12 protein-coding genes are annotated in these 14,174 nt (G+C 72.9%); 6 read left to right on the forward strand and 6 right to left on the reverse strand.

What is annotated here, in order from left to right; genetic code table 11:
- Positions 1-121: 121 nt before the first annotated feature.
- The 5 genes from ACFQGL_RS19175 to dnaK all read right to left on the reverse strand — a co-directional run bounded on the left by ACFQGL_RS19175 (position 122) and on the right by dnaK (position 4,864).
- A complete protein-coding gene (locus ACFQGL_RS19175) occupies positions 122-316 on the reverse strand; it encodes a hypothetical protein (RefSeq protein WP_377513553.1) in 195 nt (64 codons plus the stop codon).
- A gap of 135 nt (positions 317-451) precedes the next feature.
- Entirely contained in the window at positions 452-892 is a 441-nt protein-coding gene (locus tag ACFQGL_RS19180; RefSeq protein WP_377513554.1) for a heat shock protein transcriptional repressor HspR, read from the reverse strand.
- A 30-nt stretch (positions 893-922) separates the two neighbouring features.
- Complete coding sequence (dnaJ, locus tag ACFQGL_RS19185) at positions 923-2,113, reverse strand: molecular chaperone DnaJ (protein WP_377513555.1); 1,191 nt, start codon at positions 2,111-2,113, stop codon at positions 923-925.
- 85 nt (positions 2,114-2,198) lie between these two features.
- Positions 2,199-2,957: a nucleotide exchange factor GrpE gene (grpE, locus tag ACFQGL_RS19190; RefSeq protein WP_377513556.1), complete on the reverse strand. Its 759-nt coding sequence runs from the start codon at positions 2,955-2,957 to the stop codon at positions 2,199-2,201.
- A 47-nt stretch (positions 2,958-3,004) separates the two neighbouring features.
- Positions 3,005-4,864, reverse strand: coding sequence for a molecular chaperone DnaK (gene dnaK, locus ACFQGL_RS19195; RefSeq protein ID WP_377513557.1), 1,860 nt, complete (start codon positions 4,862-4,864; stop codon positions 3,005-3,007).
- A gap of 220 nt (positions 4,865-5,084) precedes the next feature.
- Here dnaK and ACFQGL_RS19200 point away from each other — a divergent pair, with 220 nt between their 5' ends.
- The 3 genes from ACFQGL_RS19200 to ACFQGL_RS19210 are packed head-to-tail and all read left to right on the forward strand — an operon-like array spanning position 5,085 to position 9,891.
- Positions 5,085-6,929 (forward strand): ABC transporter, encoded by a 1,845-nt coding sequence (locus tag ACFQGL_RS19200; RefSeq protein ID WP_377513558.1) that lies wholly within the window; start codon positions 5,085-5,087, stop codon positions 6,927-6,929.
- Positions 6,926-8,611 carry a GTPase gene (locus tag ACFQGL_RS19205; protein ID WP_377513559.1) on the forward strand — a complete coding sequence of 562 codons (1,686 nt, stop codon included), beginning with the start codon at positions 6,926-6,928 and terminating at the stop codon, positions 8,609-8,611. The genes ACFQGL_RS19200 and ACFQGL_RS19205 overlap by 4 nt, the downstream gene beginning before the upstream one ends.
- Before the next feature lie 56 nt (positions 8,612-8,667).
- On the forward strand, positions 8,668-9,891 hold the full coding sequence (locus ACFQGL_RS19210) for a hypothetical protein (RefSeq protein WP_377513560.1): 1,224 nt from the start codon (positions 8,668-8,670) through the stop codon (positions 9,889-9,891).
- Between the two features lie 85 nt (positions 9,892-9,976).
- On the opposite strand, the gene ACFQGL_RS19215 is transcribed toward ACFQGL_RS19210, so the two are convergent.
- A complete protein-coding gene (locus ACFQGL_RS19215) occupies positions 9,977-10,600 on the reverse strand; it encodes a phosphatase PAP2 family protein (RefSeq protein ID WP_377513561.1) in 624 nt (207 codons plus the stop codon).
- A gap of 87 nt (positions 10,601-10,687) precedes the next feature.
- Here ACFQGL_RS19215 and ACFQGL_RS19220 point away from each other — a divergent pair, with 87 nt between their 5' ends.
- The 3 genes from ACFQGL_RS19220 (at position 10,688) to ACFQGL_RS19230 (ending at position 14,173) form a co-directional block, all read left to right on the forward strand.
- Positions 10,688-11,365 (forward strand): hypothetical protein, encoded by a 678-nt coding sequence (locus ACFQGL_RS19220; protein WP_377513562.1) that lies wholly within the window; start codon positions 10,688-10,690, stop codon positions 11,363-11,365.
- Positions 11,366-12,008: 643 nt separating this feature from the next.
- Positions 12,009-13,184: a pyruvate dehydrogenase (acetyl-transferring) E1 component subunit alpha gene (gene pdhA, locus ACFQGL_RS19225; protein WP_377513563.1), complete on the forward strand. Its 1,176-nt coding sequence runs from the start codon at positions 12,009-12,011 to the stop codon at positions 13,182-13,184.
- Positions 13,184-14,173 carry an alpha-ketoacid dehydrogenase subunit beta gene (locus ACFQGL_RS19230; RefSeq protein WP_377513564.1) on the forward strand — a complete coding sequence of 330 codons (990 nt, stop codon included), beginning with the start codon at positions 13,184-13,186 and terminating at the stop codon, positions 14,171-14,173. Before pdhA ends, ACFQGL_RS19230 begins: the two co-directional genes overlap by 1 nt.
- Position 14,174: the final 1 nt, after the last annotated feature.

The following is a 14,174-nucleotide window of genomic DNA, read 5'->3' on the forward strand; positions in this document are numbered from 1 at the left end:
GGCGCGGGGCGCGGGCGCGGGCGCGGGGCGCGGGCGCGGGCGCGGGGCGCGGGCGCGGGCGGGGTGGCGAACGGGCCGGGACCCCCCGTGGGTCCCGGCCCGCACGTTGGTTACCGGTTGGTCAGTCCTGCTTCCGCTGGGTTTCGGCTCGGGCCTGGTCGACACCGTGGTCGACCTGGTCGGCGAACCGCCCTTCGATGATGCGGTCCCGGAAGCTTCCCTCGGTCACCTTGTCGAACTTCTCGCGGACGGTGTCGGCCAATGTTTCCAACCGGTCCTCCGTTTGCTGGGCCACCTTCTTCGCCGGATCCGCCATCGCTCCCCCTCGCCATGCCGGTAGTCCGAATTAAGCCGATAGAACCCGTATCGACAGGCTAACCGAAACGGCCCGGCCCGCGCCGGAATTCCGGAGTGGACCGGGCCGAGAAATCGGAACCGGGTGAGCGACGAGTCAGCGGTCGGGCATCCGCCGGGGCCGCCACACGACCAACGCGGTGGACGTGCGGTTGGTCGGCACCAGATCCCGACCCGGGAAGCGGGCCAGCGACTCCAGCTCGGCCACCCGGCGGTACGCGGCGTCCAGCTCGGCCTCCAGCCGGGCCACCCGCTGCTGCGCCTGCTCCAGCAACCGTTCCAGCCCGATGATCCGCTTGACCCCGGCCAGGTTGATACCGTCGTCCTGGCTGAGCCGCTGCACCTCACGCAGCAGCACCACGTCACGGACGCTGTACCGGCGCCCGCCACCGGCGGCCCGACCGGGCTGCACCAACCCCAGCCGGTCGTACTGGCGCAGGGTCTGTGGATGCATGCCCGCCATCCGTGCCGCGACCGAGATCATCAGCACCTTGGCTTCGTAGGCAGGGTCACTCGAACCGAGGAACTCGCCCGACATCCCAATCACCTCCGCGTCCATCGCACCGGACTAACTGAACCGACGCACCCGTGCGTCGAGATGTTCCCGCGCCGCCGGCGGACTCTGCTCGGCGTACGCCTCCAGCGCCGCTCGCGCCTCGTCCGACAACCGGGCCGGCACCACCACGTCGAGCGTGACCAGCAGGTCGCCGGCCTGCCCGTCGCGGCGGACCACACCCTTGCCCCGGGCCCGAAGCACCCGACCGCTCGGCGTGCCCGGCGGAACCCGCAGGGTCACCGCGCCGTCGAGCGTGGGCACCCGCAGGTCCGTGCCGAGCACGGCCTCCGCGTAGGTGACCGGCACGGTCAACGTCAGGTCGTCGCCGGTACGCCCGAACAGCTCGTCCGGCCGAACCTTGACGTGTACGAACAGGTCGCCGGCCGGACCGCCACGCTCGCCCGGCTCGCCCCGCCCGGCCAGCCGGATCCGCTGACCGTCGGCCACCCCGGCCGGGAATCGCACGTTCATCGTGCGGGTCTTGGTGACCCCGCCGCTGCCGTGGCACTCCGGGCACTTCTCCTCGACCACGGTGCCGACGCCCTGGCAGGTGCGGCACGGCTCGGAGAAGCTGAACGAGCCCTGGTCGCGGGTGGTCACCCCGGCACCGTGACAGACCGGGCAGGTACGCGGCTGGGTGCCGGGCTTGGCGCCGTTGCCGTGGCAGGTGTCGCAGACGCCCGGAGCGCGCAGCGTCAACGGCAGCGTCACCCCGTGCACGGCGTCGCCGAAGTCCAGCGCGACCTCGGTCTCCACGTCCCGGCCCCGGGCCGGGCCGCGCGGCGCGGCCTGCTGTCCGGCCGCTCCGCCGGAGAAGATCGAGCTGAACAGGTCCTGGAAGCCGGCCGCACCGCCGAAGCGACGGTCGCCGCCCCCGGCCGCCCCACCGCCGAACATGTCGGAGACGTCGAACGGCATGCCGCCCGGCTGGCCCCCGCCCCGGGCGTTGCGCCGGAACGCACCCGAGCCGAACAGCGAGCGCATCTCGTCGTACTCCCGGCGACGGCCGGCGTCCGACAGCACGTTGTACGCCTCGGACGCGGCCTTGAACCGCTCCTCGGCCTTGGGATCGCCCGGGTTGTGATCCGGGTGGGACTCCCGGGCCAGCTTGCGGTACGCCTTCTTGATGTCATCCGCGGAGGCGGCCTTGTCCACGCCGAGCACGGCGTAGAAGTCCTTCTCGAGCCAGTCCTTCGAACTCACCGGTTCACCCCCTTCCGACCTTCGTGGCCCGGCCGTCCCGCCCACCGCCAGGCGATGGACGGAACGGCCCGGTCACCGTTTCGCACTATTCCGGATCCGCGACCGCGACCAGCGCGGGGCGCAACAGCCGCTCACCGAGCTGGTAGCCGCGCCGCATGACCTGTACGCACGTCGGCTCGCTGACCTCCGCCGAGGTCTGGTGCGCGACCGCCTCGTGCTGGGTCGGGTCGAACGGGTCGCCCTGCTCGCCGAAGGCGGTCAGGCCGAACTTGCCCAGCGCGGTGGTGAGCTGTTCCGCCACCGTGCCGAACGGCCCGACCAGGTCGCCGTGTTCCCGAGCGCGATCCAGGTCGTCCAGGATCGGCAGCAGTGCGGCCAGCACCGAGCCGGTCGCCTGCTCCTGCACCAGGCTGCGGTCCCGATCGACCCGCTTGCGGTAGTTGGCGTACTCCGCCGACACCCGCTGCAGGTCCCGGGTCCGCTCGTCCAGCTCGGCCCGGAGCGCCTCCAGCTCGGCACCCAGCGACGAGCCGGTGCTGCCGTCCACCGGCTGCGCCGGCGCGTCCACCACCGGCGGACCGGACGGTTGCGGACCGTCTGTCGCGTCGACCTCGACCTCGATCTCGTCGACCACGATCTCGGCGTCCTCGACCAGGCCCTCGGCCGGACTGTCGCTGCTCGCGTCGGCGGCGGCGCCCTCCGGCTCCGCCGTGTCGTCGCTGATCTTGCGGTTGTTGCGGATGACGACCCGCTCCCCGTCGCCGGTGGCCGGCTCGGTGGGCGCGGAGCCACCCGGCGCCGACCCGGTGTCGCCCGGGTCGGCGGCTCGTGGCCTCTGCGTCATGCGGCTACCTCATCCCTTCGCCGTGGATACGTGTCGGAGGCCGACGGTCACTTCTTGCCGTCCTCGTCCACGATCTCCGCGTCGACCACGTCGTCGGCGCCGCCAGCCTGCGCACCGGTCGCGCCGGTGGCACTCGGGCCGGCCTCGCCGCCCGGCTGCTGACCCTGCTCGGCCTGCTGCGAGTAGAGCAGCGAACCGGCCTGCTGGGAGACCTGCGCCAGCCGCTCGTGCGCAGACTTGATCTTCTCGATGTCCTGACCGCCGAGGGCGCCGCGCAGCTCACCGAGCGCCTCGTTGAGCTGCTCCCGGTTCTCGCTGGGCAGCTTGTCGCCGCTCTCGGCCAGGAACTTCTCGGTCTGCCACTGGAGCGCCTCGGCCACGTTGCGGGTCTCGGCGTCGTCGCGGCGGCGCTTGTCCTCCTCCGCGTGCTCCTCGGCGTCCCGGCGCATCCGCTCGATGTCGTCCTTCGGCAGCGAGGAGCCGCCGGTGATCGTCATCTTCTGTTCCTTGCCGGTGCCCAGGTCCTTGGCGTGCACGTTGACGATGCCGTTGGCGTCGATGTCGAAGGCGACCTCGATCTGCGGCACGCCGCGCGGCGCCGGCGGGAGGCCGGTCAGCTCGAAGGTGCCGAGCTTCTTGTTGTAGGCCGCGATCTCCCGCTCGCCCTGGAACACCTGGATCAGCACCGACGGCTGGTTGTCGTCCGCCGTGGTGAAGACCTCGGAGCGCTTGGTCGGGATGGTGGTGTTGCGCTCGATCAGCTTGGTGAAGATGCCGCCCTTGGTCTCGATGCCCAGGCTCAGCGGAGTCACGTCGAGCAGCAGGACGTCCTTGACCTCACCCTTGAGCACACCCGCCTGGAGAGCGGCGCCGACGGCGACGACCTCGTCCGGGTTGACGCCCTTGTTCGGGTCGCGACCGGTGAGCTGCTTGACCAGGTCGGTCACGGCGGGCATCCGGGTCGAACCGCCGACCAGGATGACGTGCTCGACGTCGGAGATCTTGATCCCGGCGTCCTTCACGGCCTGCTCGAACGGGCCCTTGCAGCGGTCCAGCAGGTCCTGCGTCATCCGCTGGAACTCGGCGCGGCTGAGCGTCACGTCCAGGTGCAGCGGGCCGGCCGAGCCGGCCGTGATGTACGGCAGGTTGATGTTGGTGGTGGTGGCGGCGGACAGCTCGATCTTGGCCTTCTCGGCGGCCTCACGGAGCCGCTGGAGGGCCATCTTGTCCTGACCCAGGTCGATGCCGTGCTCGCCGCGGAAGGTCTTCACCAGGTGATCGATGATCCGCTGATCCCAGTCGTCACCGCCGAGGTGGTTGTCACCGCTGGTCGACTTGACCTCGATGACGCCCTCGGCCAGCTCCAGCAGCGACACGTCGAAGGTGCCGCCACCGAGGTCGAAGACCAGGACGGTCTGCTCCTTGGAGCCCTTGTCCAGCCCGTACGCCAGGGCGGCCGCGGTCGGCTCGTTGACGATCCGCAGCACGTTGAAGCCGGCGATCTCACCGGCCTCCTTGGTGGCCTGGCGCTGGCTGTCGTTGAAATAGGCCGGAACGGTGATCACCGCGTCGGTGATCTGCTCGCCCAGGTACGCCTCGGCGTCCCGCTTGAGCTTCATCAGCGTCCGGGCCGAGATCTCCTGCGGGGTGTACTTCTTGCCGTCGATGTCGACGGACCAGTTCGTGCCGACCTCGCGCTTGACCGACCGGATCGTCCGGTCCGGGTTGGTCACCGCCTGGCGCTTGGCGACCTCACCGACGAGCACCTCGCCGTTACGGGCGAACGCGACGATCGACGGGGTCGTCCGCGAGCCCTCAGCGTTGGCGATGACGGTGGGCTCACCGCCCTCGAGAACGCTGACGCAGGAGTTCGTCGTGCCGAGGTCGATACCGACCGCACGTGCCATCTTCGCTTCCTCGCTTCGTAAGGTTGAGCAGGTGGCGGGCACCGCCCGCGAGCTGCTGGCGGGCTCCGCCCGCAGCGGGCCACACCACAAGTTGAGTGAACCGGACTCAATAGTGCCACGCCTCGGCGAATCGTCAAGTCGGGTTGAGCCGACCCGACGCAACCCAGCCGTTATTACCGTCCGGTTGTCTTCCCTTGCATCGGTCGGGCACGCTTTAGCGGTGACGACGCCCGGCGATTCCGCCACCCGTTCCGGCGCGCCCGCCGTCGCAGCCCGCACCGGCCCGCCGGACGCCGCGGAGGAGCCGCCCGCCACCATCGGGGACGACAGCCTCCCCGGCGCGCTGGCGGGCCTCCGGGCCGCGATCGGCGCGAGCCGGTACCCCCTCGCGCTGCCCTCGGCCGAGTCGGCCCGGCACACCGCCACCGCCCTCACCGACCAGCTCGACGACTACCTCCTGCCCCGCCTCGCCCGGCTCGACGCCCCGCTGCTCGTGGTGGTCGGCGGCTCCACCGGCGCGGGCAAGTCGACCCTGGTCAACAGCCTGGTCAAGGCCCGGGTCAGCGCCGCCGGCGTGCTCCGGCCGACCACCCGCTCCCCGGTGCTGGTCTGCAACCCGGCCGACGCGGCCTGGTTCCGGCAGGGTGACCTGCTGCCCGGGCTGACCCGGACCACCGAGCCCAGCGAAGATCCGCGCTCGCTGCACCTGGTCACCGCGCCGGCCCTGCCCGCCGGCCTGGCCTTCCTCGACGCACCGGACATCGACTCGGTGGTCGACGCCAACCGGGCGCTCGCGGGCCAGTTGCTGGCCGCCGCCGACCTCTGGCTCTTCGTCACCACCGCCGCCCGGTACGCCGACGCGGTGCCCTGGGAGCTGCTGCGCAGCGCCCGGGCCCGGGGTGCGGTGATCGCCATGGTGCTGGACCGGGTGCCCGCCGAGGCCACCGACGAGATCGCCGCGCACCTGGCCGAGATGCTGGCCGCGCAGGGCCTCGGCCGGGCGCCGCTCTTCGTACTGCCGGAGACCTGGGTCGACGGCCAGGGGCTGCTGTCCGAACGCATCACCGCGCCGCTGTCCGACTGGTTCGCCCGGTTGGCCGGCGACGCCGACGCCCGCTCGGCGGTCGTCCGGCAGACCCTGGACGGCGCGCTGGCCGCGCTGCACCCGGCTGTCGAGGAGCTGGCCGACGCCGCCGATGAGCAGGTCACCGCCGCGGACGGGCTGGACGAGCGGGTCCGGGCGGCGTACCGGGGTGCCGAGCGCACCGTCGAGCAGGGCCTGAAGGACGGTCGGCTGCTGCGCGGTGAGGTGCTCGCCCGGTGGCAGGAGTTCGTCGGCACCGGCGAGCTCTTCCGCACCCTGGAGGCACGGATCGGGCGACTGCGGGACCGGCTGGTGGCCGCCGTCACCGGGCGGCCGGCACCCGCTGCCGAGTTGCGGAACGCCATCGAGTCGCAGTTGGTCACACTGTTGCGCGGGGTGGCCTCCGAGGCCGCCGAATCCGCGTACACCGGGTGGAAGGCGCATCCGGCGGGGGCTGGTCTGCTCGACCCGGCGCTCGCCCACCCGAGCGAGGATCTGCCCGAGCGCGCCGAACGGCTGGTCCGGGACTGGCAGCGTGGCGTGCTGGAGCTGGTCCGGGTGCAGGGCGGCGACAAGCGGTTCGTGGCCCGCACCGCCGCGTACGCGGTGAACGCCACCGGGCTGGCCGTGATGATCGCCGTGTTCGCCTCCACCGCGTTCATCCCGACCGGGCTGGAGCTGGCCACCGGGGCCGGCACCACGGTCGCCGCGCAGGCCGTACTCCAGGCGATCTTCGGCGACCAGGCGGTGCGTACCCTCGCTGCCAAGGCCCGTGTCGACCTGCTGGCCCGGGTGCGGACGCTGCTGGACGCGGAGGCCGACCGGTTCCTCGCCCGTACCGCCGACGCCCGCACCACCACGGACGCCGGCGCCGGCCTGCGCGAGGCCGCCGGTCGGGTCGAGCTGGCCCGGCACCGCAGCGGCCTGACCACTGGCGACGGCGACACCGCGCTGGCCGCCGACGAGGAGGATCCGCGGTGACCAACATCACCGGCCGGGTACGCGAGGCGTTCCGTGGTGACCAGCGGGTCGACCCGGACGCGCTGATCGCCCGCCTGGAGGCGGTACGCCGGTTCCTGACCGCGGCGGACGGCCTGCTGCCGGACACCGAACTGGTGCCCGCGCACACCCTGGTCGAGCGGGCCGGCACCCGGCTCGCGCTGTCCCGCGACCACACCGTGGTCGCGCTGGCCGGCGCCACCGGCAGCGGCAAGTCCAGCCTGTTCAACGCGCTGGCCCGGCTGGAGCTGTCGCCGGTCGGGGTGCGTCGGCCGACCACCGGTGTCACGCACGCCTGCGTCTGGGGCCCGCTGGAGGGCGCGACGCGGCTGCTCGACTGGATCGGTGTGCTGCCCCGGCACCGCTTCGTCCGGGAGAGCGCCCTGGACGCCGACGACGAGACGGCGCTGCACGGGCTGATCCTGCTCGACCTGCCCGATTTCGACTCGGTCCAGCGGTCCCACCGGCTGGAGGTGGACCGGCTGCTCGGCCTGGTCGACCAGGTGGTCTGGGTGGTCGACCCGCAGAAGTACGCCGACCGCGTGATCCACGACAGCTACCTGCGCGAGTTCCACCGGCACCGGGACGTCACCCTGGTCGTGCTCAACCAGGCCGACCGGCTGCCGCCGGCCGATCTTCCCTGGGTGCTCGACGACCTGCGCCGGCTGCTCGACGCGGACGGGCTGACCGGCGTACCACTGCTGGCCACCACCGCCATCGACCCCGCCGGGATGGTCGGGCTGCGCAGCGCGCTGGAGCGGACGGTCGCCGAGCGGCAGGCGGCGCTGCGCCGGCTCGCCGGTGACGTCGACACCGTGGTCGCCGGGCTGGACGAGTTGGTCGGCTCGGCCCGACCGGCGGGTGGACCGGACGACACCGCCGTCGGCGCACTCAACAAGGCACTGGCCGGGGCAGCCGGTGTGTCGGCGGTGACCGAGGCGGTGGAGCAGGCGTACCGGCACCGGGCCGGCGCGGCGACCGGCTGGCCCGTGGTCCGGGGATGGCGGCGGCTGCGGCCCGACCCGCTGCGCCGGCTGCACCTGCCCGGTCCCTCCGACGGCCCGACCGATCCGGCGGAGAGCCTGGTCGCGGCCACCTCGGTGCCGGATCCGACGGCGGCCCAGCGTTCGGCGCTCGGGTTGGCGATCCGTGCGGTGGCCGACCGGGCCGCCGCCGAACTGCCCGCCGCCTGGCCGGCCGCGGTCACCGCCGCCGCACGATCCCGCCTCGGCGACCTGCCGGACGCGCTGGACCGCGCGATCGCCGGCACCGACCTCGGCCTGGGTCGGCGACCGCTCTGGTGGCGGCTGGTCGGTGGCGTGCAGTGGCTGGTCACCCTGGCCGCTCTGGTCGGGCTGGGCTGGTTGGTGCTCGGCTACGCGCTGCGGGCGCTCGGCCTACCCGCGCTGGACAACCCGATGGTCGGGCAGGTGCCACTGCCCACCCTGCTGCTGCTCGGTGGCCTGCTGGCCGGACTGCTGGTGGCGGCGCTCACCCGACCGGCGGTGCGGTGGGCGGCCCGCCGAGCGCGGAGTCGCGCCGAGCAGCGGCTGACGGCCGAGGTCGCCCGGGTGGGCGAGGAGTACGTGCTCGCCCCGGTACGGATCGTGCTCGGCTCGTACGCCCAGGCGCGCGACGCGCTGCGGGACGCCGCCCGCCGCTGACTTCCACGGGCCTCGCTAGCGCTCTCCGTACCCCCGCAGCGGCGTAGGGTCGGTGCATGGCCACGCCTCAGACCCCCTACGACGCGGTGCTGCACGCCGCACGCGACGTGACCAAGCTGGATACCGCACTGGACGCCGAGATGCTCGGCAGCGCGTTGCTGGGCAGCGTCTACGCGATCGCGGAGACCGACCGGGACACCGCCGTACGGGAGTTCGTCACCGGTTTCCTCGCCGCCACCTCCCGCCGTCGGGTCGCGTCGGCGACCACCATCCGGCAAGTCTTCGCCGCGCTCGTCCCGACCGCCGAGGGCACCGAGCGGGTGCGCCCGGGCAGCCAGGCGCCCGCCTGGACGGGCCAGCTCGGCCGGGTGCACCTCACCGGCAGCTGGGCGTACGGCGACGTGTACGGCGACCAGACCTCCTACCTCGCCACCTTCGCCTACGACGACGCGGCTGGCGGTCCCGAGCACGCGCTGGTGGCACTGGTGGATCACAACATCGGGATCACCAAGGACGTCTTCGTCGGCGGGCCGGCGGAGCGGATCCTGGACCAGGTCCGGCAGATGTGCGCGGACGACGAGCTGACCTGGTTCCGTAGCGAGGACCCGGCCCGACTGCGCGGCGAGGTGGCCCGTCATCTCGCGGTCACCGACGACATGGGTGAGCTGCCCGGCGAGGGCTCGCTCGGCACCGACCGGGCGCTGGTCGGCGCGCGGCTGGCAGTGCTGCCCATCGCGGCCCACCCGACCGGCCCGGCGGAGGTCGAGCCGCTCTCCGCCGCCGAACGCACCGATCTGGTGCGGCGCTTCCTGGCCGCGCCGGAGGCCGCACGGTTCGGGCTGGACTCCGTGGACGGCGCGGAGCTGGCCTCTCTGCACTTCTGCCTGAGCCTGTTGCTGGACCACTCGGCGACCTTCCCGGACGCCGACCCGATGCGGTGGAGCCCCGCGGTGGCCGGGCTCTTCCTGCTCGACTGGGTGCACCGCCGGGCGGTGCTGGACATGGACGACGCGGCGATGCTGCCCCGGGTGCTGCGCGCCTGGGCGCGGTACGCGTCACGCCAGCGCGGCCTGCCCGAGGCGGCGGCGACGCGGACCGACGAGGCGATCGAGGAGATGGTGCCGGAGTTCGCCCGCCTCTATTCGACCGGTGAGCGGCGCAGCCCGGCCACCGCCGCGGTGGCCCAGCTGATGGCCGACGGCGTGGATCCGGACGACCCGGCCGCGCTGGACGCCTGGATCGAGGCCAACCGGCACCGCCTCGCCGACGACGGCGCCTGACGGCACGGGCCGGGCGGCATCAGGCCGCCCGGCCCTCCCGGCCCTCCCAGTGAGGTCCGATCACGCTCAGCCCTTGCTCACTGCGCTAACGCAGCAGCCCGAAGATCACTCCGGCGATCAGGGCACCGAGCACTCCGCCGGCCAGTACCTGCGGCACGGTGTGGTCCTGCAGCCGCACCCGGGACCAGCCGACCACCGCCAGCAGCGGAGCGGCGACCAGCAGCCGAGGTCCGAAGGTGAATGCCAGGATGACCAGCGAGCCGGCGGCCACCGCCGAGTGGATCGACATCTTCCACCAGTGGCTCACCCCCACCGTGACCACCAGGCCGACCAGCCCGGCCACGGCCAGTGCCAGCAGCGGGCGGGGCGCACCGAGCACGACGAGCAGGGCCAGTCCGGCGGCGACCGAGCCGACGCCGACCAGCAACGGCACGCGGCGCTGCTCCCGCCGGCCGATGTGGTGGTCGGTGAAGCGGCCACGGCGTACGCCGCCGACGATGTAGGCGAACGGAATGCCGGTGACGAAGAGTGTGGCGAGCAGGCCCCAGGCCAGGCCGTGACCGGCGCCCCGGGAGGTGTGCCAGCTCACCGCGACCATCAGCAGTGACACCAGCACGGCCGGCGCGGTCAGCTCGGTGACCAGCCGGGCGACCCGTAGCGCCGGCCCGGGCCGGGCGATGACCGGGCGGGGTTCCGCACCGCCGCCCACGCCACCCCCTCCGGTACGCGCCTACCACCGAACAGCGCCGGCACCGGGTCGGTCGCGCCTGATGGTCACCGTACCGCTGGCGACCCGGTGGAGTGCGTCGGACCGGGCAGCGGCGACGGGCTGGCCGTGGGGGTCGACGGGCCCGCTGTGGGTGACGGAGCGGTCGGGCTGGGCCGGGTGGTGACGGAGGGCGGGCTGCTCGGGCTCGGCCGGCCGGACGGTGAAGCGGGGGTGGCGGGCGGCGGCGGTGTGGTGGCCGGCTCGGACAGGGTGCTGGTCGGCTCAGCGGTCGGAGTCGACGTCGGCTCCGGAGTCGATGTCGGGCTGGGGGTCGGGCTCGGGGTCGGGTCTGGTGTCTCGGTCGGCGGGTCGGTCGGCGACGGCACCGGCGACGGACTCGGCGCGGAGGTTGTCGGCGGAACGCCCCAGGTCGGCCGGGCCACCGGCGGCGGCGGTTCCACCCACCTGGCCGGTGCCGGGTCCCAGACGACCGGCCCGGGGACCGACCGGTCCGGAGTACGCGAGGGCTCGGGCAGCCAGCCGGGGGTCGCCGTCGGGCCGACGCTGGGCGTGCCGGGCGGCGGGAGGGCAGGCTGGCTGGTCATCGGCATCGGAATCACCACCGGACCCACCGACGGGGTGGGGATGAACGGGATGCTGCTGTCCGGCAGCGCGGTGCTGCCCGGGGTGGCCGAGCCCGCGCTGATCGCGGCGAGGATGGGCATCGACGCGGTGCCAGCCAACAGGGCGACGGTGAGCAGGTAACCGCGCGACGGGCCACCCACGCCGTACGCGCGGTGCGCACCGACGACGCGCCGGTAGCCGGCGGCCGACCGGTGCCGGCCGAGCGTGGGTGCGCCGGGACCATCACCTGGCTCGTGCACGGCACACCCCTTGTCGTCGGCCCTCGGCAGGCCCTGGAAGGACGCCACCGGCTGGAGAACACCGGCAAATCACTCGTACGGCGCGATCCTGCGGGAATCAGCCTCACCCAGTTACCGTCCGTCAGCCAACCTCCACCGCGTGTCGACACGCGGAGGTGACCGAACGGTGACGAATCGCCACTGGACGGTCGGTGGTCTCGCCGGGGCAGGATGGCGACAAAGGTCGCCAAACAGGGGGCGGTCGGAACGGGGGGCGGGCGTACTGTGGGCGCGCTCACCAGCTCTGCGAATATGGAGCACGACGGCAACGCAGCCGTGACCTCCGCGCACCCTCGCGGCAGGCGCGGTTGAGCGCCGGCGCTCCCGAACCGGGTTCGGCCAGAATCCGGCTCACGCCGCGCGGCAACCCCCACCGGGGCTAGGCGCGGCCGCCAGGAACCGGTCCGGCAGCAGCCGGACAGGCGCACGAGTTGCGCGGCCGGGTAACCCCCCGGTGCCGACGCAGACACGACAGGGAGAGACGGATGGCAAAGGGCGACCCCGGGGGCACCACCCGCGCCAGGCGCGCGGCACCCCGTTCCAAGAAGGGCGCGGTCGGCGATCCCGAGCTGGTGCAGCTCCTCACCCCCGAGGGCGAGCGGATCGACAGCGTCACCGGGTCGGACGGCACCGAGTACCGCGTCGACTTCACCGACGAGGAGTACCGCGGGCTCTACCGCGATCTCGTGCTGGTCCGCAAGCTGGACGCCGAGGCGACCGCTCTCCAGCGCCAGGGCGAGCTGGGCCTGTGGGCCAGCCTGCTCGGCCAGGAGGCCGCCCAGGTCGGCTCCGGGCGGGCGCTGCGGACGCAGGACATGGCCTTCCCGACGTACCGGGAGCACGGCGTCCTCTACTGCCGGGGCATCGACCCGATCATGCCGCTCGGTCTCTTCCGCGGCGTCGACCAGGGCGGCTGGGACCCGAACGAGTTCAAGTTCAACATGTACACGATCGTCATCGGTGCGCAGACCCTGCACGCGACCGGCTACGCCATGGGAATCACCATGGACGGCAAGACCGGCACCGACGACGGCGAGGCGGCCATCGCCTACTTCGGCGACGGCGCCACCAGCCAGGGCGACGTGAACGAGGCGTTCGTCTGGGCGAGCGTGTTCAACGCCCCGCTCGTCTTCTTCTGCCAGAACAACCAGTACGCGATCTCCGAGCCACTGGAGCGGCAGACCCGCGTCCCGCTCTACCGGCGGGCCGCCGGCTTCGGCTTCCCCGGCGTACGGGTGGACGGCAACGACGTGCTGGCCTCGTACGCGGTCACCCGGCACGCGCTGGACAACGCCCGGCACGGGCAGGGCCCGAGCCTGATCGAGGCGTACACCTACCGGATGGGCGCGCACACCACCTCCGACGACCCGACCCGCTACCGGATCGCCAGTGAGGTCGAGGCGTGGCAGGCCAAGGACCCGATCGCCCGGGTCAAGGTCTTCCTGGAGAAGCAGCAGATCGCCGACGCGGGCTTCTTCGCCGAGGTCGACGAGCAGGCCCGCCGCGAGTCGGTGCACCTGCGCGAGCGGGTGCTCGCCATGCCCAACCCGGAGCCGGTGACGATGTTCGACCACGTCTACCCGAACGGGTCTCCGCTGCTCGACGAGCAGCGCGCGCAGTTCAGCCGCTACATGGAGTCGTTCGAGGGGAGCGCCCACTGATGGCCACGGAGACGCTCACCCTCGGCAAGGCCCTCAACACCGGCCTGCGCCGCTCCCTGGAGAACGACCCCAAGGTCATCATCATGGGCGAGGACGTCGGCAAGCTCGGCGGCGTCTTCCGGATCACCGACGGGCTCCAGAAGGACTTCGGCGACCAGCGGGTGATCGACACCCCGCTGGCCGAGTCCGGCATCATCGGCACCGCGGTCGGCCTGGCCATCCGCGGCTTCCGGCCGGTCTGCGAGATCCAGTTCGACGGCTTCGTCTACCCCGCGTACGACCAGATCGTGTCGCAGGTGGCGAAGATGCACTACCGCTCGGGCGGCAAGCTGCGCGTCCCGATCGTGATCCGGATCCCCTACGGCGGCGGCATCGGCGCGGTGGAGCACCACTCCGAGTCGCCGGAGGCGTACTTCGCGCACACCGCCGGCCTGAAGGTGGTCACCTGCTCCAACCCGCAGGACGCGTACGTGATGATCCAGCAGGCCATCGCCTCGGACGACCCGATCGTCTTCCTGGAGCCCAAGCGGCGCTACTGGGAGAAGGGGCAGGTCGACCTGGACGCGTCGGTGTCGGAGGCGTACCCGCTGCACTCGGCGCGGGTGGTCCGGCCCGGCACGGACGTCACCGTGCTGGCCTACGGGCCGATGGTGCGGACCTGCCTGGACGCGGCGACCGCCGCCGCCGAGGACGGCCGGGAGCTGGAGGTCATCGACCTGCGCTCACTCTCCCCGCTGGACCTGACGGCCGCCTACGAGTCGGTGAAGCGCACCGGCCGAGCCGTGGTGGTGCACGAGGCGCCGTCCAACATCGGCCTCGGTGCCGAGCTCGCCGCACGGATCACCGAGGAGTGCTTCTACTCCCTGGAGTCACCGGTGCTGCGGGTGACCGGCTTCGACACCCCCTACCCGGCCGCCCGGGTCGAGGAGGAGTACCTGCCCGACCTCGACCGGGTGCTCGACGCCGTCGACCGCACCTACGGCTGGTGAG

The sequence above is a fragment of the Micromonospora vulcania genome, assembly GCF_042658605.1.
In the GTDB taxonomy this organism is placed as follows: domain Bacteria; phylum Actinomycetota; class Actinomycetes; order Mycobacteriales; family Micromonosporaceae; genus Micromonospora; species Micromonospora vulcania.